At 43.9% G+C, this 22,335-nt stretch carries 25 protein-coding genes; 3 read left to right on the top strand and 22 right to left on the bottom strand.

What is annotated here, in order from left to right:
- Positions 1–2 precede the first annotated feature (2 nt).
- From IQ209_RS08110 to IQ209_RS08055, 12 genes are all read right to left on the bottom strand, one after another.
- A complete protein-coding gene (locus tag IQ209_RS08110) occupies positions 3–332 on the bottom strand; it encodes a hypothetical protein (protein ID WP_193850673.1) in 330 nt (109 codons plus the stop codon).
- Entirely contained in the window at positions 329–2,389 is a 2,061-nt protein-coding gene (locus IQ209_RS18280) for a phage tail protein (RefSeq protein ID WP_228005776.1), read from the bottom strand. Before IQ209_RS18280 ends, IQ209_RS08110 begins: the two co-directional genes overlap by 4 nt.
- Positions 2,386–2,994: a phage tail protein I gene (locus tag IQ209_RS08100; RefSeq protein ID WP_193850671.1), complete on the bottom strand. Its 609-nt coding sequence runs from the start codon at positions 2,992–2,994 to the stop codon at positions 2,386–2,388. Before IQ209_RS08100 ends, IQ209_RS18280 begins: the two co-directional genes overlap by 4 nt.
- Positions 2,987–3,895, bottom strand: a complete 909-nt coding sequence (locus IQ209_RS08095; RefSeq protein WP_193850669.1) for a baseplate assembly protein — start codon at positions 3,893–3,895, stop codon at positions 2,987–2,989. The genes IQ209_RS08100 and IQ209_RS08095 overlap by 8 nt, the downstream gene beginning before the upstream one ends.
- Positions 3,896–3,906: 11 nt before the next feature.
- Complete coding sequence (locus IQ209_RS08090) at positions 3,907–4,257, bottom strand: GPW/gp25 family protein (RefSeq protein ID WP_193850667.1); 351 nt, start codon at positions 4,255–4,257, stop codon at positions 3,907–3,909.
- On the bottom strand, positions 4,254–4,889 hold the full coding sequence (locus IQ209_RS08085; protein ID WP_193850665.1) for a phage baseplate assembly protein V: 636 nt from the start codon (positions 4,887–4,889) through the stop codon (positions 4,254–4,256). Before IQ209_RS08085 ends, IQ209_RS08090 begins: the two co-directional genes overlap by 4 nt.
- Before the next feature lie 156 nt (positions 4,890–5,045).
- Positions 5,046–5,528 carry a lysis system i-spanin subunit Rz gene (locus tag IQ209_RS08080; protein ID WP_228005775.1) on the bottom strand — a complete coding sequence of 161 codons (483 nt, stop codon included), beginning with the start codon at positions 5,526–5,528 and terminating at the stop codon, positions 5,046–5,048.
- Positions 5,529–5,585: 57 nt separating this feature from the next.
- Entirely contained in the window at positions 5,586–5,789 is a 204-nt protein-coding gene (locus IQ209_RS08075) for a tail protein X (RefSeq protein ID WP_193850663.1), read from the bottom strand.
- Between the two features lie 200 nt (positions 5,790–5,989).
- Positions 5,990–6,226: a DinI-like family protein gene (locus tag IQ209_RS08070; RefSeq protein ID WP_193850662.1), complete on the bottom strand. Its 237-nt coding sequence runs from the start codon at positions 6,224–6,226 to the stop codon at positions 5,990–5,992.
- A 17-nt stretch (positions 6,227–6,243) separates the two neighbouring features.
- Complete coding sequence (locus tag IQ209_RS08065) at positions 6,244–6,471, bottom strand: hypothetical protein (protein ID WP_193850660.1); 228 nt, start codon at positions 6,469–6,471, stop codon at positions 6,244–6,246.
- 115 nt (positions 6,472–6,586) lie between these two features.
- The gene (locus tag IQ209_RS08060) at positions 6,587–8,542 is read right to left on the bottom strand and encodes a replication endonuclease (RefSeq protein ID WP_193850658.1); all 1,956 of its coding nucleotides are present in this window, start codon (positions 8,540–8,542) and stop codon (positions 6,587–6,589) included.
- An 87-nt stretch (positions 8,543–8,629) separates the two neighbouring features.
- A complete protein-coding gene (locus tag IQ209_RS08055; protein ID WP_193850656.1) occupies positions 8,630–8,968 on the bottom strand; it encodes a DUF5347 family protein in 339 nt (112 codons plus the stop codon).
- A 173-nt stretch (positions 8,969–9,141) separates the two neighbouring features.
- Here IQ209_RS08055 and IQ209_RS08050 point away from each other — a divergent pair, with 173 nt between their 5' ends.
- On the top strand, positions 9,142–9,762 hold the full coding sequence (locus IQ209_RS08050; RefSeq protein ID WP_228005774.1) for a phage repressor protein CI: 621 nt from the start codon (positions 9,142–9,144) through the stop codon (positions 9,760–9,762).
- A gap of 74 nt (positions 9,763–9,836) precedes the next feature.
- Here the strand turns inward: IQ209_RS08050 and IQ209_RS08045 are convergent, their stop codons facing one another.
- Both IQ209_RS08045 and IQ209_RS08040 read right to left on the bottom strand, forming a co-directional pair.
- On the bottom strand, positions 9,837–10,385 hold the full coding sequence (locus tag IQ209_RS08045; protein WP_193850654.1) for a GNAT family N-acetyltransferase: 549 nt from the start codon (positions 10,383–10,385) through the stop codon (positions 9,837–9,839).
- Between the two features lie 16 nt (positions 10,386–10,401).
- Positions 10,402–10,896, bottom strand: coding sequence for a polymer-forming cytoskeletal protein (locus IQ209_RS08040; protein ID WP_193850652.1), 495 nt, complete (start codon positions 10,894–10,896; stop codon positions 10,402–10,404).
- A gap of 1,124 nt (positions 10,897–12,020) precedes the next feature.
- Here IQ209_RS08040 and IQ209_RS08035 point away from each other — a divergent pair.
- A complete protein-coding gene (locus tag IQ209_RS08035; RefSeq protein WP_193850650.1) occupies positions 12,021–12,836 on the top strand; it encodes an AraC family transcriptional regulator in 816 nt (271 codons plus the stop codon).
- Between the two features lie 313 nt (positions 12,837–13,149).
- Here IQ209_RS08035 and IQ209_RS08030 read toward each other — a convergent pair whose 3' ends face one another.
- Together IQ209_RS08030 and IQ209_RS08025 are read right to left on the bottom strand one after the other, a co-directional pair.
- Complete coding sequence (locus IQ209_RS08030; protein ID WP_193850648.1) at positions 13,150–13,818, bottom strand: epoxyqueuosine reductase QueH; 669 nt, start codon at positions 13,816–13,818, stop codon at positions 13,150–13,152.
- A 120-nt stretch (positions 13,819–13,938) separates the two neighbouring features.
- Positions 13,939–14,688, bottom strand: a complete 750-nt coding sequence (locus tag IQ209_RS08025) for an SDR family NAD(P)-dependent oxidoreductase (protein ID WP_193850646.1) — start codon at positions 14,686–14,688, stop codon at positions 13,939–13,941.
- 334 nt (positions 14,689–15,022) lie between these two features.
- On the opposite strand from IQ209_RS08025, the gene IQ209_RS08020 reads away from it, so the two are divergent.
- A complete protein-coding gene (locus IQ209_RS08020; RefSeq protein WP_193850644.1) occupies positions 15,023–16,627 on the top strand; it encodes an AMP-binding protein in 1,605 nt (534 codons plus the stop codon).
- Between the two features lie 49 nt (positions 16,628–16,676).
- On the opposite strand, the gene cobT is transcribed toward IQ209_RS08020, so the two are convergent.
- From cobT to IQ209_RS07990, 6 genes are all read right to left on the bottom strand, one after another.
- Positions 16,677–17,762, bottom strand: coding sequence for a nicotinate-nucleotide--dimethylbenzimidazole phosphoribosyltransferase (gene cobT / locus IQ209_RS08015; RefSeq protein ID WP_193850642.1), 1,086 nt, complete (start codon positions 17,760–17,762; stop codon positions 16,677–16,679).
- Between the two features lie 115 nt (positions 17,763–17,877).
- Entirely contained in the window at positions 17,878–18,636 is a 759-nt protein-coding gene (gene cobS / locus IQ209_RS08010; protein ID WP_193850640.1) for an adenosylcobinamide-GDP ribazoletransferase, read from the bottom strand.
- Entirely contained in the window at positions 18,633–19,178 is a 546-nt protein-coding gene (cobU, locus tag IQ209_RS08005; RefSeq protein WP_193850638.1) for a bifunctional adenosylcobinamide kinase/adenosylcobinamide-phosphate guanylyltransferase, read from the bottom strand. The genes cobS and cobU overlap by 4 nt, the downstream gene beginning before the upstream one ends.
- Entirely contained in the window at positions 19,175–20,725 is a 1,551-nt protein-coding gene (locus IQ209_RS08000) for a cobyric acid synthase (protein WP_193850636.1), read from the bottom strand. The genes cobU and IQ209_RS08000 overlap by 4 nt, the downstream gene beginning before the upstream one ends.
- Before the next feature lie 47 nt (positions 20,726–20,772).
- The gene (locus tag IQ209_RS07995; protein WP_193850634.1) at positions 20,773–21,531 is read right to left on the bottom strand and encodes a cobalt-factor II C(20)-methyltransferase; all 759 of its coding nucleotides are present in this window, start codon (positions 21,529–21,531) and stop codon (positions 20,773–20,775) included.
- Positions 21,528–22,319: a sirohydrochlorin cobaltochelatase gene (locus tag IQ209_RS07990; RefSeq protein WP_193850632.1), complete on the bottom strand. Its 792-nt coding sequence runs from the start codon at positions 22,317–22,319 to the stop codon at positions 21,528–21,530. The genes IQ209_RS07995 and IQ209_RS07990 overlap by 4 nt, the downstream gene beginning before the upstream one ends.
- Positions 22,320–22,335 lie beyond the last annotated feature (16 nt).

The following is a 22,335-nucleotide window of genomic DNA, read 5'->3' as shown; positions in this document are numbered from 1 at the left end:
TACTATTGTTTTTCACCAAAAACAAAATAGTATTTATTTAAGGAATCTTGGTCGACAATAGCAATTCGAGCAGCCTGACGTTTTATCAAAAGAGACTGATACTCTTCGTCAGTAATCGAAGATTCAATGTCCAAACTTAATTGATCACGATGTCTGGTCACAAGCCAATCCGTCGATTTTAAGTATAAAAGATTATCTCGGTCTAATTCTGATTGAGATTTAATAAATTCACAATCATCTACGTTATAACCTAGTAATTGAACTTCTTCCTCAGCAGTATTGGAATTAAATATACCAATAATTTTATTATTAATTTTATTTATTACTTTCATGATTGTTTTCCTGGGGTAAATACCGGAGATGCGCTTGTTTCACCAGCAGCTACTATCATAGATTTATTAGCCATTGGTACATATAAATAAGGAAGAGCCAAATAAATTTCACAGTCTTCATCATAAGGTAAACCAAAATTTAGAACATTACCTTGCACGGTAGTTACTCGAGATATATCGATTAATTTGTCTACAAATAACCAACCATCTTGAGCAGAATCTGCTTCTGCCTTTTCAATGACATGACTTAGAGGTCTATAGTAGTTACCATCATCGTATTTACCTTCGTATCCATTATCTACCCCCATACCTAATTTACCTTTGACTATTTTCACCCAAAAACGAAGGCCCAATCGTTCAAAAACCCCATAAGTCTCTACTGGAATTCTAAAGAATTTATGTCCACCAGAGGAGGTAGAGGTTATTTTCAAAATTTTCCCTGAGTCTATTCCGCCCCACCCACCACCCAAGCCACCACGTCCCATGCGAGCACCTAAATAATATTGACCATACCAATATGGATTGTTTTCATTCGCAGAATCTGGATCTGGAGCTACATTAGAAGGAGCTGTTTCTGTGTAGCAACCTTCAAATCCTTTAGTCCAGGGGTGAACTGCCTGTATAGTACATCCTATAGCCGTATAGTTAGTTGGATGCCCATCCGGTTCAACTGATCTCATCATTGAGTTATTAAAAAGGTTTAAAGGAAGAGGAATATATTCCTGTAAATTTGTTTTAAATTGGTTAAATTGACTTTCAGATTTGTTTATCTGCGCATCAGTTTCTTCTTTAGAATACGCCCCGACATCAGCTGCAGAAGGTTTATTTTTGGTGGTATAGAATTCTGTCCAATCCTCTTCAAATCCAAATCCATCCCTGGCTGAGCGATAGGCTATACTACCATTCTTATATATTGATTTTAACTGGAGTGCGGGCGTGCTCCCTATACCTATGTTAAAATGAACAACCATTGCAGTATGCCCAACTAGCTGGGCATGATATGCCCCTGATGCTGCATTCCACGGTACACCTTTATCCCCTTTAACACTGCTTGTTAATCCTCTGGAAAACGCCTGAACATCTTCTGCATTCAGAACGATATCATTTATAAGCGATTTTCCATTAATTTTCCGGCTATTAGGCACCGCATTTTTCGCTAGTTCTTTGGTTTCCGCCAAACCGAGGTTTTTCACAAACTCCTCTTTGTTTGGAATATCCGCTCCGTTTTTATTTTTCTCCAAACGTGTGTTGGCATTATTATTTGCATTAGCCGCATTTTGGTTTGCAGTGTTAGCTAAGGCTTTAGCCTCATCCACTTTTGCATCAGTTTGGGCTGTGTTATACGCTCCAACATCCCCCGCATTCAGTGCAATATCCGCCGACAGCACCTTACCATTCACCTTACGCCCTGCCGGAACGCGGCCATTGGCATTATTATCCGCTGCTTTCGCCAAATCATACGCTGCCTTCACCGCCTTCGGTGTTGCCGCATGAGTTTCGCTATTGCTGTCCACCGCGCTGCTTAGGATCACAAATCCCTTCTCTTTCAGCGTCGCGTCAGGATGATTACGGCTATTGGCATGTTTCTTAATGGAATCATCAACATACTCACGCGTCGCCAAAACTACTGACGGGTCAACTTTCAATGTCACTGCGTTAGCGCTGCTGACAATCAGGATCATGCGGATTGTCTGGGTACGGCCGGAACCTTCCTGCAATTGGGGTTTGTAGGTTTCCGCACAGTTACCCACGGCAATCAGGATACCGTCTTTGTCATACAGGCCGATTTCACGGATCCACCAGCCACCTTCGTTTTCAGGAATAAGCTGTTCTGCAATGATTTGGTTGGTGTTTTTCGGATCAATGCTTAGCGTGTTAATCGCTGCACGACGCTTTTCATTAATCAATTTGGTTTGTTTGGTGTCCGGTGTCGGCAATTTGCCACCACCATCACCAACGGCCATATGGGTAATTTCAATTTTAGTACCCAAGGCCGCAGCATTTGCTAACTTATCTGCGCCTAACTGCGTCAGTAGCGCAAAATATTTGGTACTCATGATCTAATCCTCATGTCATCAATAATATGTACGCCCGCGCCCACAACTTCTGAGCCGGAGATTGTTACTTGTTCCGGGAAATAAGGGTAAACTGTCAGTTCGTCACCACTGTAAGTCGCCGCCGAATAGTGATATCCACCGCGTGTATCCAGGTTGATGTCCAACCCAATTAAATGTCGGCTCACTGGCTTGGCATCAAAAATCAGGTTTTCCAGCTCCTCGAACATGTCATGGGTGATGCCGTTTTCCAGTACACCGATATCCAGCCGGAAGGTGCCCGGAGCATCGTTAGTTTGCCACCACTCTTTTACGCGGATGAGATAACCCAATGGCTCGACAACTCGCCGAATCGCACCAATCGTTCCTTTATGTTTATGCAGGAATAGCGAGCTTTTGATCACTTCCCTTTTGGTGCTCTCAGACCAACGTTCGTCCCAGCGATCGACTGACCACGCCCAAGCCAGATAAGGCAGCAGTGATGCCGGACAAGTGTCTGGGTCCCACAGCTCACGTAACGGAACCTTGACCTTCTGCAATTCAGCGCAGGCTTTGGCCGCCGCTAGTTCTAGCTGAGTCGAGCCCATCGGCAGAAGGCGATCACTCATCCGAACCTCCCATCGTCAGGGTAGTTTTGGTGCAGTAAGATGCCTGAGTTTTATCCAGCACTACGTCTTTCAGCGGCGCTTTCAATTCCACGCGCTGGACACCTTCTACATGTAGTGCGGCATAAATCGCTGACAAACGAATGTCACGCCCCAGACGGTGCTGGGCTTCAACATAGTATTTCAGTCGCTGTTCTGCCGCCTTGCGGATAGGTTCTGACTCTGGTGTAGGGAAGATGTACAACACCGCATCAATTTCATATTCCACAATGTTTGCTGACTGAACTTTCAGGCGATCCGCCACTGGACGCACGTTTTCATCGTTCAGCGCTTTTTCGACGATTTCCAGCAACTCTTTGGAAGCAACCCCCTTGTCTTCCCGCGACATAATGGTCACGGTAACGTTCGCTGGCGACGGGCTGATTGCCGAAGCGTCAGCGACACGACCATCCGCACTGCGTGCATGGTATTCATACGCACCGACTGGACCGGCAACACTCAATCCTTCAAAAGCCTGTGGAATGCGCACGCGGTAGTCGTTGTCAGATTCCATCACCGCCGGTGTCGGTGGTACGGTAGAATTATCCGCAGGATGCAAAACCATACGGGATACGTTGTTGTTCGCCCCCAACTGATCCAAATCGCTGCCTGTTGAATAGGCCACCATCACCGCCCGTGCAGCTTCGTTAACCCGTTGACGTAAGAGCAGCTCGCGATAAACGTTCTCTTCCAACAACTTGACCAAAGGTTCAGATTCTAGTTGCAAAGTACGTGCAATGGCGTCTTGTTGATCTTCTGGATAGAGCGAGATCAAGCCTCTTTTACGCTCTTCCAGCAGTTGTTCATAATCCAGTGGCTCAACCACATCCGGTGGTGGCAACTGGCTTAAATCGATTGTTGGCATGACTTATTACCTCACCGGGAATGGCTCACCGGAATAGAAAGTGAAAATTCCTTGGCGGATTGATGATAAGTACCCGTAATATCCACCACCATTTTGCCGTCCTGTCGGGTTTCCATCGTGATGGAGGACAGCATCACGCGTGGCTCCCAACGGCTGATTGCGGTATAGCTGGCCGCCATAACCTGAAGTTGGAGCGCTGCGTTTTGTGGCCAGTCAATCAGTTCTGGCAGCAAAGAACCGTAGGTACGACGCGCGATACGGCTGCCCACAGGGGTTAATAAAATATCGCTGACGGATTGCCGGATATGGGCCAAATCTGTCAGCTCTCGGCCCGTCTGCCGATTCATTCCCAGGTACATCATACGGGGCCTCCTGATGTGTCACCGCCTGACCTGATGCCGGTGTGTTTATGGGAATCCACGACCACGCCGTTGGAACTAAATGTGCCTCCGGTGTGTTCAATATTGCCCGTCATTTTGCCGCCGTTGCGCACGATTAAGTTGCCTGTGCTCATTAGCTGCGTACAGATGACTTCCGGTGTATCCAGCGTAATTCGGGTGCTGGCAACACAGGTGATTTCCGGCGCGGTAATATGGACGGAATCCGAAGCAATCACTGTCGCGGTTTTGATGCCAGTCACAGTCAATGCGCCAGATTGCGGTTCATACTCCATCATGGCACCATCCGGAAACTTGATATGCGTCGCTTCAGGTGATGTTGATGGCGCCGGAAACTCATCTGAAAAAATCGCAGGCAATACAAAGGCGGTGGTCAGCTCTCCGCCTATGGACAGTAATAAAACCTGCTCACCGACACTGGGCGCCCACCATGTGCGGGAGTTTCCCGCCCTGGATGTCAACCAGTGCAGCCAGTTGGTTTCAAGATTGCCTGTCGCTACTCGGCACATTCCCTTTGTGGTGTCCACTTGGGTAATGACGCCGGTTCGGATCAGGTTGCGCAATAAGCGCATCAGTTCAGTGAGTTGTGTGTTCATGACGTAAGAATGCCATGAAATAGCAGGCTGGACATTAAACTGGGTTTGTAGGAAACAGCATACAAATCCAGAGCAAAAATTGTTTTAAATCAACAAAATAAAAGGCCCCTTGAAATAAAAGAAGGCCTTGAAAACAGTATTGCAATAAGATGCGATTCATTCTGATTTACATTGCCGAACAACATCCCGTACATACTGTTGTAAATAATCTAATTTGGCCTGGTCTTTGATGATGCCGGTTCGGATATCGTAAATAGCGCGTCCAGCTTTTGCAGTGAGTTCGACTTGGGTTCCATCGCCCAGGCTGCGGGGGCGGGTATCTCGATTTTGGGTGAGTTGACAGGTAGCAAGGTTGGTGGCGGCGATTTGCACCCGCCGATGACCAGCAATAATGTCAGCACGCAAAGTCGCATTTTTTTCGGTGACATGCGCTAATTTTCCTGAATAATATTCATCCAATTGGGCAGCCCGATTTTGTGCATCTTTCATTTGCTGAATAGCTGCCAACGTTTCCGAATGAGCTTGTTGGTTGATGGCAGCAAGCTGTGTAGCATGTTGCTGTTTCAAATCCGCCACTTCGCTGAGACATAAGGCGCCATGTCCCCACCAACCAAGACTCCCACCAATAACCAAGCTCATGATTAAGGGCATCTTTTTTAGTGTATTTATTCCCAACAAACGAGTTCAGCCTCCCCATTAATCCCAAAGCTGAATAATTGGTTTGCTGGCAGCAGGCATAAATTCTGGCATTTCAATTTTCGTTCCATGAGGCAATACTGCGCCAAAATCAGCCAATCCAGGGTTTGCCAGCAACACACGCTCAGTCATTCCCAATGTACGGCCATAATGACGCCAGCAAATAGCATCGACGGTCTCATTTTGTTGTGCGATAACTTGCATACACTCTCCTTTCCCTTTGCAAAAAACAGATAGTAAATCGGAGAGTTATGATCAAATAATTAGCGAAATGCCTCAATGCGGTGAGATTGTTAGGTCAGTAATACATAAACCAAGGGCAGGAAATGGTTTCCTGCCCTTGGCTATTATCTGTTATTACAATGACATGCTATTCATTGGAGGATATTGCCCCTTTGTCAGCGTTAATCAGATAGCCAACTATCATCTTCCCAAACCTCTTGAATGAGTTCCATCATGTGGTCGTGTTCACTACTTTTTTTAGTCCCTGTCACTCTTACGGAGGTGCTACTGCTAATTCCAATTCTAAAATTTGTATCAGGATAGTGTGGTAATATTCTTTTTTTTAGTTCACTTTCTAATGAAGATATGACTGATTCAGAAACATTAGCTCGTTTATCGAAAAGTATTTCTACTCGCATGCTTTCCCCCGCCAAATCTATTCTTCTATTGAATCCGAATTCCCTAATATTTTGTTGCTGCTCACCTCATTACCTAACAGATTGTTTTCCTGTTTACCCTGGTAACTGTTAAACCTCTTTTCATAAGGTGCAGATAGCTCTGCTATCCAAACCAGTGCCAGCTCTTTGTCTTCCGCATGATTGCATTCGCAACTTGTTGCCATTCTAGCAATGAAATTGATACGTTGCGCTACCAATGATTCCATAAGAGATTCCACTGATCTATCTGCCTCCATATAAGAAACTGTATATATATACAGTACACGTAATAAGACTAAAATTAAAGTAGTTTTTACCTGTTTTAGTCATTAAATTTAATAGTTAGTAACTATTGTTTGTTGTTTTAGCAGAAATATTTGCCAATTTGTTTGATTTTTCTGCTATGACAATTCTACGGTCTATATAACCCACTATCCTTCTATCTCCCCGTTCATCCGTACAGTTATTGACAGAACTCCAAGAGGAAAATTTTATGCGTCTTTTATAAACAATTCGTTTAGATGTCACTGTCGATTCTGATTTTGGTACGATGGTCCATTGGTGGAGCCGCGTACAAATAAATCCTGCATGAGATAAAAATGGTGAGGTCACGCCCTGTATGGATTGAACATCTTCACCATAAGGGCTGCCAAAAGGGATGTTTTTGTAAGATAAGCGAATAACTAAATCACGACGTGAAACCCAAGGCCCGCCCTGTGCTTGGGTATAAGCAGCCCAATTTCCCTCATCTGCCGCTTGTAACACTGCGTTTATCTTGTGGTCAGACAAACGTACTTCTCTGAGCCGACGCAATTCGCGCCAAACCGAAACTGGAGCGCCGCCGATTTGTTGAAATTGGCGAATGCGCCAGCGACTCGCCCAAGCAGTCACTGATTTTGCCATATCGCGCAGGGACTCACCGGTTTCATGGTCTTTTTCCTCTTCCAGCGCATAACCATCAATATTTTTGGAAATGTACTTGGCAATATAACCGGTCGCACTGCCTTTATTGGGATCGATCGCCCGATAATTAAAACGCACCTTTTTGGCTTCATCGTCCTGCAACTCTTCCTGCTCTTCTTGACAGGTATAATGCTCCAGCAGCCTTCTGACTTGCTGCAAATGCTCCGGCAACATAAACAGCACCATATGCCAATGAGGAGTGCCATCATGATGTGGTTCCACCACACGGAAACCAAAGAGATTAATACCTGCCCGTGCCAACGCTGCCCGAACTTTTGCCCAAACACCGCATAAATAACGTTGGGTATCACGTGGCGTTGCGCCATTCCAGGATTTGACAAACCCGCCCTTGTGCTGGACAGCATGATATTTCGCAGGAGCCGTGATGGTATAAAACTCCCCAACACAATGCATCTTGTTGGCAATATCTTCGAAACCGCGCATTCTGACCATCAATTCACAACGTCGGATCGCAGGATTCGCATTGCTATGAACAACTGTCTCTGCCAGTGAGATCCGTTCTCCTTTTTCATTTTCCAAATCAAAATGCTTGAAAAATTCACGATTGCGGCGTTTTTGTTCCAACCATTCCCACAATGCCTGGCGTGAAACATAAGGAGAAGCGACTTGCTGTACCTGCCCAACGGCAATTGCCATATGTTCAGATTGGATATCACGCAAACGCTTTAAACGAAAATACCACCAACGAGCAGACATCATGCGCAACATGCCAGCACAAAGTTGATCAACAGATGGCATTTTGCGGCCATGATTGAGACGCTGCCAATAAGGGGGATGAGTGCCACATTGCAAAGTCAGCTTTGCCAGTAATCGGTACAACTTAGCGACACGGGAAAATGCCTCATCTTTACAGCCAACAGACGTTGATGCGTGTTTTTGGGAAACACGTAAAGAATAGTGCTCATAATTACCCGAAATAAAAACGGAAATATCGTGAGCAAGTTTCAAGAGACGTTTGCGATCATATGTCACCATATTTTCCAATTGTTCAATAAAAGGAAAAGGCGTCATACCAGAAACATTTATATTAGAAACGCAATGACTAAACTGATACCTTTCTTTTACCCGTTGCAATCTCGGCAGGACATTCTGTCCAACCGTTTTTCTCAGAAAAGAATTTGCATCACGGCGGCCTGAGCGATTAAAGATATCGATATAACGGTGGCTAAAGTATTTAGCCAAAAAATCTGGCATTTGTCCTATATATTGGTGACGCCATTGATGATCTTCCGCGTTAACTTCCCATAACAGGCGCTCCGCCATTGAAACACCCAGCGGTATGTTTTGTTCATAAGTGATAACGTTACTATTCATCAATTTCACCATATTCAGGACGAGTAAGAGCCTGGCGTATCTATGCCATTTGTTCAAAAAAGAGATAATGTGTTGATAAGTCTGTAATTAGTTAGGCAATGTCAGGTACTTGGGAAATTGACTGACAACAACCTTGATATGATTCATCGCCTTGATCAGCGCCCGCTTTTCCTCTTGGGTAAAATGGTTGAATTCACTATCGTGGCGGGAGCGCGGGATATTCGCCAAATAGAAAATGGCAGATAACGCTCGTTTATTTTCTTCGTAGAAATCGTCTCTTTTATCACGCATATCAGCCAAAAACCGATTTAACTCCTTTTCATTGTCACCCCAATATGTCGCCCTAATCCTCGACAGGTGATTCAATCCTTCCAGCCGCTGGCCGAGGTTAATCTGGGTAAACTTTTCTTGCTCAGTATTCGCCATATTTTCCCTCAATGGCATTTCCGAAATACACCGACATCAGGCATAAAGATTGAAATTTGGGCGTTCATGATGCAATATCTCTCAATGGTTTTCATCTTAACCAATCTGGGCTCACCAAGGATCTCATATCGAGAACTTAGGCGGGATACTAATAGCTCTTATCTGTACTGTCAATGAAAAATACCAATATTGAGATCAAAATGGGGGCCGATAGTGGGGGAAGACCTGCTATTGAACGTCTTGTCCGCGCATATGGATTTAAATCACGTCAGGCCCTAAGTGACCATTTGGGCGTTTCCAAAAGCACGATGGCAAACCGCTACCTTCGTGATAGTTTCCCTGCGGATTGGATCATCCAGTGCAATCTCGAAACTGGTGCTTCACTGCTGTGGTTGAGCACGGGTCAGGGAGAAATGTTCCCAGATGGAGAAAGCGGCAAAAAAGCGGAACGGTTGGAAGATATCATTGCCCCATCCATCTCTCGTGTAAAATTATCGGGCGGTAAACTCAATGAAGTTAGCCCTGCGATTTTGGACAGCGAGTTGATTTCCAAGGAACTCAAAAATCCACTGATTGTTGATGATGGTGCCTCATGGTATCTGCTAGATACGCAGGAAGACAATATTCAAGATGGTTTATGGCTGGTGGATATTGAAGGTATGCACAGTATCAAAAAGATTGCCAAAATCCCAATCAGCAAGATTCGGGTCAGCGATAGCGACGTTACTTTTGATTGTGCAATCAGCGATATCAAATTTATTGGCCGCGTCGCTCTGGTCATATCCAGGCAGTAATAATCTGACATAAAACCGCTTCCATCAAGGTTATCTCTATCCGTTAGGATAACCTTGATGGCGTTCAACCATTTTCATACAAAATCTGAACGCCGAAGCCGATACAGAACATGCTCCCTTAATGGATGATTTTCTTCCAACCCAGGGTGGAGAAATGTTTTTTCATCTCTGATCATGCCCAATTTTTGCATGACACTTTCCGATCGGTAATTAGAAACCGTGGTAAAAGCGACAATTTCCTCCAATCCGATTTCCGTAAATGCAAAGTCAAAAATTCTGCGGGCAGCTTCACACGTATAGCCTTGCCCCCAAAATGGCTTGTCCAGACGCCAGCCGATTTCAACAAAAGGCGAGAATGGAAATTTGATGTTCGGGACATTCAGTCCTACAGAGCCAATAAATTCACCATTCTGTTTTAATTCAACCGCCCATAATCCCCAACCACCCTGCGTTTCAAACTTGCGGATACAATTATCGATAAAAATATCGCTCTGCGCTTTAGTCAGTATGTCAGGAAAAAATTCCATTACGTCAGGGTTGCTACTTAAGCGAAAGAAAGGTTCTCTGTCCTCAGCTTTCCAGGCACGGAGTCGCAATCTTTCTGTTCCCAATTCGACAACCACAACACCTCCTTGATTATCAAGCGTTATTTTTCGCTTTTGGCTTATCACCTTGATTTTCTCTAATGGAAATCACTCGTTCCATTTCTGGTTTTTTCTTATTATCAACCTGTTCAGATTGACCAAAAAACAACCCACCGCGTCGAATTGACATACTGCCGCAACGGCTAATGCCTCGTAACTCGCCATGTTCAAGGATATCTAACGTTTCCGCACAGCATGTGCCTTCAACGTGACCATCAATGATAATTTCAGGTGCATTCAGCTCACCTTCTACTTTGCCGGCATGCATAATCCGAATAGCTCCCCCTTTTACGCGAATATTGCCAACAACTTTACCCCAGATCTGGATATCGCCTTCCATTTCGACATCCCCTTTGAAGACTGAGTTTTTTGCAATAATAGTATTAGGGCGGATCTCAGCTTCAGGTAATTTTTTCTCTTCAGGCTTGATACCCATAGTGGATGTCGCAGAACTGGCAGTTGCTGCCTCGGTTGTTTTTTTTCCAAACATAGCGTTTATTCTCAATTTCATTTTCATAAAGTAAAACACTAAGGCTAAAAAAGATAAAATTGCTGTCATGGCGCAACTAAAATGCGCACCATACAGATACAGTCCCAATGCAATTCCCCAAAGGAGCCATACACTGTATAAAAAAGCGTTATCTGAAAAACGATACATTGTCATATTGTTCTCGTTTTTGTGGTTTTTTCTTATATTCCATCAGCAAAATATATCTATACATATGCCTTAGCAGGTAACAAAAACAGGCTGTGGGAGCACATCCTACCATTGTACAAGTATAAAAAACAATCTACGAAGCTATAACAGAGGGATTTATAGCGTTATTACACGGATAAAGTTTCTATTTGAGTTTAATCCTCTGATTTATCGTTGAATTTTCTCACATTTATGAAATAAGAAAAGCCAGAAATATAAATTTCATTTCTTATTTCATATCACAAATCACAAAAAAACAATTCATTAACAATTAACACGAAAAGTTAATAAATACATCATGGTTAAAACCTGAAAACACATCATCCCCAATAACTATTTGATTTATGGTTATTTCATCTATACCAATCCAACTTCAAGATGCTTCTGATGTCTCCCCGCTTCGCGGGGAGACATCAAGTTTCATATCGTGTTGTCAATTGCAACTTGAAGTTTAATGCGTATATACCAATCTAACTTCAAGATGCGTGTTATATTTCCCCGCGTAGCGGAGAGATATAAACAATCACATTGATTTGCAAGCTGCAATTTGAAGTTAGATTGGTATATATTATTACTACACAAACATTTAAATGAATAAAAAAACTTATAACGAAATTCATCTCGCCATTGATATTACCCACGGCTAAAAACATTAAAAATAAATAACTCAATAAAAAAACCTTATAAAGAAATAAAGATTATTTTAACATTAACAACATCTTAAAATTGACCATGCAGATGTTGATCAAAATAAGGTAAAAAACAGACAAATCATTTTTAATCACAAAAAATTACACTTAAACCTAACACAAATATTTATTTAGCTATATAATACCAGCGGTTATTTAATAATAAAAAACACTTCATGCACTCATCAAAAAATGATTACTCACGATACGGAAAATTAGGAGTATTAGATGAAAAGGACGACGGGCTTAAACCAAAAGAATATTTGTACGATCCCATTAACTATGCCGGATTTCAATATCCTGGAGCATAAACAAAGAGGGCTATATATTTTACTTGATGGCGAAATGGTGTGGAAAGATTGCATAAACACTTATCACATTAAATCGAATGAAATCCTTTTTACTCACCCCGGAAGTTATGCCGCTAAAACCAATACAGAAAGTTGCCAGCTATTATGGTTACCCTTACACATGGAATTCTTACGTAGTTTTTTACAACGCTTCGGTTCATTATTAAGTCAGTTAGAGCGACAGGAGTTTCCTGCTTATAGGTTGATTCCTTTTAACCAGTTTCCCTTGTTAACGGAAAGCATTCGCGGGCTGGCGAACTTACTGGCGCATGATTCCCCTCCTGCTTTGGTTCAACTAAGAATTGAAGAGTTATTGTTGCTGCTTTCCTTGGGTAAGCAGGGAACATTGCTAATGTCTATTCTACGGAAATTAAGCAACCGTCCAGTAGAACGCCTGCAAACATTTATGGAGGCTCACTATCTCAAAGAATGGAAATTAAATGACTTCGCACGTGAATTTGGTATGGGGTTAACTTCTTTTAAGGAGCTTTTTAACAGTGTCTATGGCACGTCACCCAAGGCTTGGATTAGTGAACAACGCATTCTTTATGCACATCAATTATTACTCAATAGCGAAATGAGTATCGCCGATATTTCACTGGAATCGGGTTTTTCCAGTCAGTCCTATTTCACTCAAAGCTATCGCCGACGTTTTGGTTGTACACCCAATCGCTCCAGATACGGCAAAGATTAGTGATTCATTTAATAACTAATCGTTAGTGCTATATTCCATAAATCAAGGCTTTCCAGTTTGATATAACCTTGTTTAGATCAAACTGAAAAGCCGCAACCACAATTAGACTAAGATATTACCTAAACCATGTATGATCGTTTTTATCGATCAATCTCCTCTTATTGATCTGTGCAATCCATTGGACGACGGTAGCTCATCTCACATATAGTCATGGTGACTCATCACTGTTTAGAGCTAATCCGACTAAGCTCTAAGGTCACCACCAGGGATTTTTATATTTGCCGTATTTTGGCCTGCTTCCGCGCAGGCTTTTTTATTCTTTTTGCTTGCTATCTGCACTATAAAAGACTGTACCTAATTTAATTCGTTCACGGCCAGTAGCCAGACGGTGGCGATTAGTATCCCGCAGCGAGTAAATACAACCACAATATTCCTGCTGATAGAACTCTTCTCGTTTACTGATGTCTATCATGCGGGCGGAGCCACCCCCTTTGCGCCAGTTATATTCCCAATACATTAAGTCAGGGTAACGGGAAGCAGCACGAACCCCACATTCATTGATTTGCTGCATATTTTTCCAGCGCGAAATACCGAGTGAGCTGGTAATCACCGGGAAACCATGTTCGTAAGCATAAAGTGCTGTTCGTTCGAAACGCATATCAAAACACATTGTGCAACGAATACCGCGTTCAGGTTCATTTTCCATTCCTTTCGCGCGTTCAAACCAATTATCACGGTCGTAATCGGCGTCGATAAAAGGAATACCCATCTCCTGCGCAAAACGGATATTTTCATCTTTGCGCAACTCGTATTCTTTCAGGGGATGAATATTCGGGTTATAGAAAAATATTGTGAAATCAATTCCTGAAGCCAACATTGCTTCCATCACTTCCCCAGAACATGGTGCACAACATGAGTGCAGCAGCACTTTCTTGTTCCCATTTGGCAATGGAAGAGGTTTACGCTCATAATTCAGTGACATAATATTTCTTACCTGATTCAGACAATAAAAAATCAGGAAGAGAACAAATCCCCTTCCTTGTGTTTACTGGGTAAACATTTTACCTTCTTCTACTGTCTTACGACAATCTTTGTAAAAGGATCAAGCCTCCGGTACTTCTGGTAAAACCTGCCCACCATCAACGACTATCGTTTGTCCGGTAATATATTTCGCTTCATCGGAAGCCAGGAAACAGGCAGCATAGCCAATATCTTCTGGCGTACCCAAAGCCCGCATTGGTGTGATCTCTTTCGCATAACTGAGGAATTCATCACCAAATGACTTTAAACCTTCCGTCATGATCATGCCTGGCATAACTGCATTAATGGTGATGCCTTGTCCCGCGTATTCCAACGCTGCACTGCGCATAAACCCGAGTTGTCCTGCCTTACTGGCACCGTAGTGACTGTAACCCTGAATGCCTGTTATCTCACCTGTTATTGATGACGTGATAACAACGCGCCCGTAATGCTGCTTTTCCATGACATTCAATGCCGCCTGTACCAGGAAAAATGTCCCTTTAAGGTTGACCGTGTGCACTAAATCCCAATCCGCCGCAGTCATATCTTTCAGGTAATGCTGTGGAAAAATACCTGCATTGGAACAAAGAATATCGAGTCTGCCGTACTTTTCAACAATCTGGGCAATCACATTTTTACATGCTGCTTGATCAGTCACATCAAGGGGCATAAAATCCACTTCCAGCGCTTTGGCAATGGCTTCTCCTTTCAGCTCATCAGTGCCGGCAATAATGGTAACAGCACCCGCTTGCTTCAATACCTTGGCAATTCCCGTGCCAATACCTTTGGTGCCGCCTGAAATGAAAGCAATTTTTCCCGCTAAATTGAACATAGTTTTTCCTTTTGTATTAGTGGTAAGCGTTTTTTATTATCTATACACATTAAACTTCAAGTTGCCCTTTACAACATGATATGAAATCACACGCATCTTGAAGTTAGATTGGTATAAAATAGAATTATTCAATTTATTTTTAAATCGTAACTTTATCAGGTTTAATTAATGAAATCTGCATATTAAAAAATATAAAATAAGGCCGCATTATTTACATGAAAAATTGAAATAAAACACCCTCCTTAAACTTTTCCGACATTGCTTATTCTTCTGCCAGAGATTACTTTTAAAGTACATAACATTTTGTTAACGATAATAATATGGGGTGAAGAGTATGATTCTAGATAATTCATTCTTGCATGAATATACCGGTACAGCATTATCACCGATTTTATTTCTTAAAAGGGCTGTATTAAGCAGTGGTAATGATATAGCCATCATTGATGGAAAACAGCGTTGGACCTGGCACCAATATGCCAATCGCTGTGAAAGAATTGCTATTTCACTCCAACAAATGGGAGTAGATAAAGGGAGCGTAGTCTCGGCTATTTTACCCAATATCCATGAATTGCTTGAGTTACATTTTGCTGTTCCTTTATCCGGTGGTATTCTTAATGCCTTGAGTACCCGAACAGATGCAGCCACATTAAATTTTGTTTTTGAAAAATTGCATCCCAAGATATTATTTATCGACAAAAACTATCTTTCGCTATTAAATAATGTCTCTTTCAATAATCCAATTAAGATAATTATTGTTGATGAAAATAATTTAGCGATTCCTATATCCACTGCCGGCCATGAATTTATCGCTTACGAATCACTGGTAACCGAACACTCATCAAAGACACTCTCATTTATCCAAATTGACGAACAAGCCGCTATTAGTATCAATTGCACTTCGGGCACCAGCGGGCAACCGAAACTGGTTGTGTATTCTCACCGTGGGGCATTTTTAAATGCTATTTCCAATATCCTGGATTGGGACATGCCCAAAAATCCCATCTTTTTATGGACTCTTCCCATGTTTCACTGCAATGGCTGGTGTTTCCCGTGGACAGTTGCGGCACGGGCTGGCACACACATCTGTATCAGGAAATTTGATGCAGAAGAAGTAATGCAACTGATCCAGGAACATCGCGTAACCCATTATTGTGGTGCTCCGATTATTCACTACTCTTTAGGCAAGATAACGCAAAAGCATAAAAAGCATTTTAATGGCCGCGTTTATGGCCTGATTGCTGGTGCCCCACCGACAGAAATGATGTTTTCATTGCTGGACGAAGTCGGTATCAATGCAACGCATGTTTATGGATTAACCGAAACTTATGGCCCTGTGGTTGTTTGTGAAAACAAGCATGAATGGCAAGCACTGCCAAAATCAGAAAAAGTCTTAAAACGGATGCGTCAGGGAATTGTCTCTAATTTGCAAGGTCAGGTGAGCGTCATTGATGAAAATAACTCAGCAGTGCCTTTTGATGGCAAAACCATCGGTGAGATCGCAATCCGCGGTAATATCGTAGCAGCTTATGATCCTGTACGTCATGTTACGCCGGAGATCACTAACCAATGGTTTTATACGGGTGATTTAGCTGTCGTCGATCCTGATGGCTATATCAAAATCATCGATAGAAAAAAAGATATCATTATTTCCGGTGGTGAGAATATTTCCAGCCTTGAACTGGAAAATGCCTTATCCAGTTACCCAAGTGTATTAGCGGTTGCTGTTGTGGCAAAACCCGATCCCTATTGGGGAGAAGTTCCCCATGCTTTTATTGAACTCGATGAAAATACAACAATCACGGAGCAAGAGTTAGACGATTATATTTGTACGGTAATAGCACGCTATAAACGCCCTAAAGGATATACTTTTTTAACTTTACCGCGAAATGCCAATGGCAAAGTGGTAAAAGATCAATTGAGAAAACGTGTCAAAGACTAATATAGCCAGCATAAAGAAAATAACGATAAATTAATCCCTTGGACTTAATTTATATGTTTAAAGACGGCGCTATTACATGCGGCCTTTCTACCGCCGGTAAATTGATCCCACTGCTTGCCAATTTCCCCATATGGCAATACATCGAGCAGGCTGCATCAATCAGCGACATCGCCAGGGCCGCACCACTTCCCTCACCAAGGCGTAAATCTAAATGCAAGTAGGGTTGCAAATTCAAATATCGTAGCGCCAGCGCAGCACCTTTTTCTGCCGACAGATGGGAAGGGATGCAATACTCCCGTGCGATGGGGGATAGTTGACATGCGGCTAATGCTGATGCATAGGACAAAAAACCATCAAGTACCACAGGTACACCAGAAGCCGCCCCCCCCAGAATCACACCGGCCATGCCGACAAGTTCAAATCCTCCCACTTTTGCCAACACATCAATGGCGTTATTGTGATCTGGCTGATTGATGGCGATAGCCTGCCGCACAATAGATTGTTTATACGCCAGCCGCTCAGAAGGAAAGTTAGCGCCTAACCCAACCACATCACAGGGATCATTGCCTGTCAGGACACTGATAACCGCGGCTGCCGCAGTCGTATTGGCAATTCCCAGCTCACCAATACCCAATACCGTTATTCCTGCTGCAATACGCTGTTGCACCAATTGCGCGCTTGCCAGCAACAACATTTCAGCGTGTCCATAATCCATCGCAGCTCCCTTGGCAATATTACCGCAGCCCCGTGCGATTTTAAGGGATAACATATGTTCGATAGGATCACAATCAATGCCAATATCCACCGGCAAAACATGCGTTCCACTGTTTTTCGCCAGCACACAAACACCTGTTAATCCTTTCAACATATTGCGGGCCTGTATGGCTGTCACGTTTTTAGGTGAAACAGCCACACCTTCGTCATATACACCATGATCAGCACACATGACGATAATCTCTTTTTGCAGATTTTGTAGGCCAACAATACCTGACATACCCGATAATTGTATCGCCAACGCTTCAAGACGCCCCAAACTTCCCAGTGGCTTGACTAAGCTGTCAATGTGCTGTGCCGCTTTTTCCATATTTGCCCGATCCAAGGGTTGGATCGCATCAATCAATGATTGTAGTGTCATGTTTATCCATCCAACCGACATTCTGTCCCGGCGTTGAATACGGGCAAAGTGGTAAATTCCGCATGGTGATGATTCCTTGCTGGAAGGCAAAAGACCACACAGCATTGATAGGTCGTTATTGCCAAATCATTGCCAGCAAAAAAACAATTTCCCCTACCTCGATGGAAGCTCCCAGCGTATCGCCCGTTTGTCCACCAAGACGATAATTGAAATAGAGGGCAAGCCCGTAAACCACAAGCAATGACACCATCATTGCCGACAAAGTTTGCCAATTCCCTAGCATCATCACCAATACAATACCAGCCAACAAAGTCAGCGTAGTTGCAGAGAAACTAATTTGGCCAATGTAACTGCTTCCCATTCCCTCGCCTTCACGGGCGTCACGTTGCGCATACATTAAAAGCACCACGGCTGTTCGTCCGACAATCGATGCACAGGTCAACAAGGCAAGTAAATAAAAGGGAGGATGATAAGATAATTCAACAACAGCGAATGTTTTGAGGGCAAGACAGAAAATTAACCCGACACCACCATACGTTCCAAGTCGGCTATCGCGCATAATTTCCAGCATTTCTTTACGCTGGCGGGAGGAAAAAAGCCCATCACAGGTGTCCGCCAATCCATCTACATGTAACCCTCCCGTCAATAAAGCCAAAGCCAACACATAACCCATTGCACCAATATACATTCCCCCACCCGACTGGCTGATCGAAAGTGATACCAGCCCAGCCAGACCACCAACAATGAACCCAATCAACGGGAAATAAGGTACACCACGCCAATATTGACGAAAATCGACACCTGTCGCCCACTTTTTGGGGATCGGAAGCCGTGTCATAAACTGTAGTGTGGCCCAAAAAAGATGCAATTTCATTTGATCTTCACTCCAATGCCCGAAACTATCAGCCAGACGTCTTTAGCCGCTTGTGCCAACTTTTGGTTGGCACGTCCAGCAATATCGACAAAATGGCGTGCCAATCGGTTTTCAGGTGTAATGCCCATCCCCAACTCGTTGGTCACCAAATATACTGGCATCGGACACATCAAGCTAGCATCAATCAGGTCATCGATCTGGTGATGGATAATCACCTCTAATGAGGTGAAATCAAGTTCATCAGGTGATACACCACCCGATAAGTCAAACAACAAGTTAGCAATTAGTGTGGTAACACACTCTAGTATAACGCCCTCCTGGGATTGGCGGTGCTGGCGGATAACAGAGCCTAAATTTTGATGGCCTTCCCAGGTTCGCCAATGTGCTGGACGCTCCTGTTTATGTCGCTTAATACGCGCCGCCATCTCTTCATCTGTAACCTGTGCCGTCGCGATATATAACACTTGCTCGCATTGTTTAGTGAGCAAGCGTTCAGCATAGCGACTCTTGCCACTGCGGGCACCGCCAGTCACCAAAATCATGGCATCCCTCCGCCAGAGGTATGTTCATGCATTAATTGATAAATCCGCGCGATATCCAGATGCTCACGCATACTGGCAGCCAACCTATTGAATTGTTTTTCTTTGTGCTGGAGGTAATTAAAGTCTACATTTTCCAGTGGAACATCGCCTTTTCTAATACGCAATTGATTTAATAGTGGGCGGGTAAACGTGTTTTGATCAAACAGGCCATGCAGATAACTGCCCATTACCAACCCATCTTGAGCAACTGCACCCTCAAATCCATTTTTTTCCCCACTATTGCACCAATGTATTTGAGCAAAAGGCGTTGCCTGCTGACCAAGCCGTGTGGTCCCCATATGGATTTCATAACCCGCAATGGGTTGTTCGCTGCATAATTTCAGCATACCCGACAATGCAGGCATAACTACGCCCTCAACCTGCGCGGTCTGTTTTTCATTGGCAAAATGGGTTTCCGTATCCAATAAACCTAATCCTGCCATTTGAGTTAAGCCAGATTCCACGCCATCCACGATCTGCTTACCTAACATTTGATAACCACCGCAGATCCCGATAATCGGCACATTTTTCTGCCGGGCTATGATAATTGCCTGCTCAAAACCCTGGGTTTTCAACCATGCCAAATCTGCCAATGTATTCTTGCTGCCGGGAAGAATAATAAGATCGGCTTCCTGGAGTTCAGAAGGTTCGGAGACATAATGCAAAAACACATCCGGTTGAGCAGCCAGTGCATTGAAATCGGTGAAATTGGCAATATGGGGGTATTGGATAACAGCAATATCCAGACAGTCTTCTGTTTTTTGTTGCTGTCGATCATATTTACCTACCTGTAACGCGACGCTGTCTTCATCTTCCAGATCAAGCTCCAGCCACGGCAACACCCCCAATATCGGGACTTGTGTCAAGGCTTCGATCTGATCGATGCCTGATTGCAACAAGGCGATATCACCGCGAAATTTATTGATGATCACCCCCTTGATACGCGCTTTTTCCGCAGGTTTAAGCAAGGCTAATGTGCCGTAGATGGAGGCAAATACACCACCCCGATCAATATCTGCCACCAAAATGACTGGAGCATCCACTAATTCAGCCATCCCCATATTAACAATATCGCGATCACGCAAATTGATCTCAGCCGGACTGCCCGCCCCTTCTAACACCATGATATCCGTTTCTGCCGCTAACCCGTTATATGCCATCAAAATCTGCTGGAGCAATTGCGGCTTATATTCGTGATATTCCACCGCATTCATGCTGCACATCACTTTCCCCATAAAAACCACCTGGGCCTTGCGATCACTGGTGGGTTTTAACAATACAGGATTCATCCGTACATCCGGCGCAATCCCTGCTGCTTCCGCCTGAAATATCTGCGCTCTTCCCATCTCTTTACCGTCTGCGGTAACCCCAGAATTAAGCGCCATATTCTGTGACTTAAAGGGAGTGCAGCGATAGCCATCTTGGGCAAATATCCGACAAAATCCCGCTACCAGCACACTTTTGCCTGCATCAGATGCCGTTCCCTGAACCATCAGCGATAATGTCATTCTATTTTCTCCTGTACTTTTACCCACCCTCACCACACCATTATCACTTACTTTGATAATTGCCAGTTTTTATTAACCAAAATCGTTGAAAAATATGATAATTCCTGCATCCTCTCTTTTTCGCTGAGGGACAGTGTGGCGAGATTATGCCAACATTGCTCAGTCGGCAAAGTCGCATCAGCCATCATCAACGCATGTTCTAACAGATTGTGACGTCGCAGCAGGTCACTGATCTGGGGAAAACGCGAGTAGACTTTCATCAGGACAATGCAATCGTAATTGAGTAATGCTTGTTCTAAGACAGCTTCAGAAGCGGTACAGGCAATCACAGCCAATGTTTGATCTTCCATCGCTAGTGGCATCGCACTGGCTGCGGCAATAGCAGAAAATGAGGTGATCCCCGGTACAATTTCCAGCCATGAGAGAGAAGTCATCTGTTGCGATACCAACCGCTGCAAAAGAAATACCCATGTACTAAACAGCATGGGATCGCCCAAAGTGATAAAACCAACTTTCCTGCCATTCGCGACTTCCTCTTTCAAATTTTGCGCCACTTCATCCCACACCGCTTGTTTTGCTGACATGTCGGCTTTCATTAAAAAGTGATAAGTGCAAACGTGAGTGTTCGGCGAAAGGTATTCTTCAATGATGGAGTGGGCGAGACTTTTGGTGCCTTTTTTTCCCGTCGGGGTATAGATCACATCAAGCTCAGAAAGAATACGCGCAGCCCGTACAGTCACCAGATCACTGGCACCTGGGCCAACGCCCATAACATACAGTTTTCCTGCTGTTACTGTTTCGTTCATAAGGCTTTCTCCTGATCATTAAGCGCATAAGCAAGGTGATCGACGAACATCTGCCGAATCATCGGGTTTTCTCCCAATCCCTGTAACCAGGGGATCGCAACAATTCCCGCGTCCTCCAACTGTGATTTCCAGGAGTCGTCTTCATTGGAAGCCATATCATTGGTGGCATGATCGCCTGCTACCAGCATCAATGGCATCAAATAAGCCTTGCGGATTTTTTGCTCTTTTAATCCTTTGATGATCAGAGGAAGTTCGGGGTAACTTTCGACCGCACCTACCCGTGCCGGAAAATGGGAGTGGCTCATCAGGTGATCCAGACAAGCGTAGGCAGAAAAAGCCGGGTGGGTTGTACCGTGTCCCATAAAAACAACACATTCATTCTCTGCCAACCGCGGAAGCTGGTGGCGCAGTGCCCGCATCAATTGCAGATAGTCATCAAAGTGGCTAAGCAGAGGCGTACCCAGCACCAGCCGCTTAAAACGAGGGCGAAATTTCTCAACCTCACGCCGCACTTTTTCATATTCATCGCCATTAATGATATGCAGGCATTGAACAGCAACATCGTGATAACCTGCGTGATGCAACCTGGTCAGTGCATCATGGGGAGTATCAATGTGAATACCATCGCGCTGACGCAATTTGCGAATGATCATGCCAGAGGTAAATGCCCGAAATAGTTTCCTGTCTGGAAACACTGAGGCCAATTGCTGCTCACAGGCTTCAATATTGTTTTTCAGCGTTTCGGGATAACTGGTTCCGAAACTTATCACCAATAATGCTTTTTTCATTTCGCCTTTCCTTATT

Origin of the sequence: Xenorhabdus sp. BG5, assembly GCF_015163665.1 — a bacterium.
In the GTDB taxonomy this organism is placed as follows: Bacteria; Pseudomonadota; Gammaproteobacteria; order Enterobacterales; family Enterobacteriaceae; genus Xenorhabdus.
The sequence above is the reverse complement of the archived record's forward strand: the minus strand, read 5'-3'. Positions and strand labels throughout refer to the sequence as shown.

Excerpts from the sequence above, each read along its gene's own strand:
- IQ209_RS08090 (WP_193850667.1), bottom strand. The coding sequence starts at position 4,257 with ATGATGTACCTGGGAATGAATCGGCAGACGGGCCGAGAGCTGACAGAT.
- cobT (WP_193850642.1), bottom strand. The coding sequence starts at position 17,762 with ATGACACTACAATCATTGATTGATGCGATCCAACCCTTGGATCGGGCA.
- IQ209_RS08110 (WP_193850673.1), bottom strand. The coding sequence starts at position 332 with ATGAAAGTAATAAATAAAATTAATAATAAAATTATTGGTATATTTAAT.
- IQ209_RS07995 (WP_193850634.1), bottom strand. The coding sequence starts at position 21,531 with ATGAACGAAACAGTAACAGCAGGAAAACTGTATGTTATGGGCGTTGGC.
- IQ209_RS08070 (WP_193850662.1), bottom strand. The coding sequence starts at position 6,226 with ATGCGAGTAGAAATACTTTTCGATAAACGAGCTAATGTTTCTGAATCA.
- cobU (WP_193850638.1), bottom strand. The coding sequence starts at position 19,178 with ATGATTTTGGTGACTGGCGGTGCCCGCAGTGGCAAGAGTCGCTATGCT.
- IQ209_RS08050 (WP_228005774.1), top strand. The coding sequence starts at position 9,142 with ATGAAAAATACCAATATTGAGATCAAAATGGGGGCCGATAGTGGGGGA.
- IQ209_RS08085 (WP_193850665.1), bottom strand. The coding sequence starts at position 4,889 with ATGAACACACAACTCACTGAACTGATGCGCTTATTGCGCAACCTGATC.
- IQ209_RS08030 (WP_193850648.1), bottom strand. The coding sequence starts at position 13,818 with ATGTCACTGAATTATGAGCGTAAACCTCTTCCATTGCCAAATGGGAAC.
- IQ209_RS08065 (WP_193850660.1), bottom strand. The coding sequence starts at position 6,471 with ATGGAATCATTGGTAGCGCAACGTATCAATTTCATTGCTAGAATGGCA.
- IQ209_RS08100 (WP_193850671.1), bottom strand. The coding sequence starts at position 2,994 with ATGAGTGATCGCCTTCTGCCGATGGGCTCGACTCAGCTAGAACTAGCG.
- cobS (WP_193850640.1), bottom strand. The coding sequence starts at position 18,636 with ATGAAATTGCATCTTTTTTGGGCCACACTACAGTTTATGACACGGCTT.
- IQ209_RS18280 (WP_228005776.1), bottom strand. The coding sequence starts at position 2,389 with ATGAGTACCAAATATTTTGCGCTACTGACGCAGTTAGGCGCAGATAAG.
- IQ209_RS08020 (WP_193850644.1), top strand. The coding sequence starts at position 15,023 with ATGATTCTAGATAATTCATTCTTGCATGAATATACCGGTACAGCATTA.
- IQ209_RS08025 (WP_193850646.1), bottom strand. The coding sequence starts at position 14,688 with ATGTTCAATTTAGCGGGAAAAATTGCTTTCATTTCAGGCGGCACCAAA.
- IQ209_RS08075 (WP_193850663.1), bottom strand. The coding sequence starts at position 5,789 with ATGCAAGTTATCGCACAACAAAATGAGACCGTCGATGCTATTTGCTGG.
- IQ209_RS08000 (WP_193850636.1), bottom strand. The coding sequence starts at position 20,725 with ATGACATTATCGCTGATGGTTCAGGGAACGGCATCTGATGCAGGCAAA.
- IQ209_RS08055 (WP_193850656.1), bottom strand. The coding sequence starts at position 8,968 with ATGGCGAATACTGAGCAAGAAAAGTTTACCCAGATTAACCTCGGCCAG.
- IQ209_RS08080 (WP_228005775.1), bottom strand. The coding sequence starts at position 5,528 with ATGAGCTTGGTTATTGGTGGGAGTCTTGGTTGGTGGGGACATGGCGCC.
- IQ209_RS07990 (WP_193850632.1), bottom strand. The coding sequence starts at position 22,319 with ATGAAAAAAGCATTATTGGTGATAAGTTTCGGAACCAGTTATCCCGAA.
- IQ209_RS08035 (WP_193850650.1), top strand. The coding sequence starts at position 12,021 with ATGAAAAGGACGACGGGCTTAAACCAAAAGAATATTTGTACGATCCCA.
- IQ209_RS08095 (WP_193850669.1), bottom strand. The coding sequence starts at position 3,895 with ATGCCAACAATCGATTTAAGCCAGTTGCCACCACCGGATGTGGTTGAG.
- IQ209_RS08040 (WP_193850652.1), bottom strand. The coding sequence starts at position 10,896 with ATGTTTGGAAAAAAAACAACCGAGGCAGCAACTGCCAGTTCTGCGACA.
- IQ209_RS08060 (WP_193850658.1), bottom strand. The coding sequence starts at position 8,542 with ATGAATAGTAACGTTATCACTTATGAACAAAACATACCGCTGGGTGTT.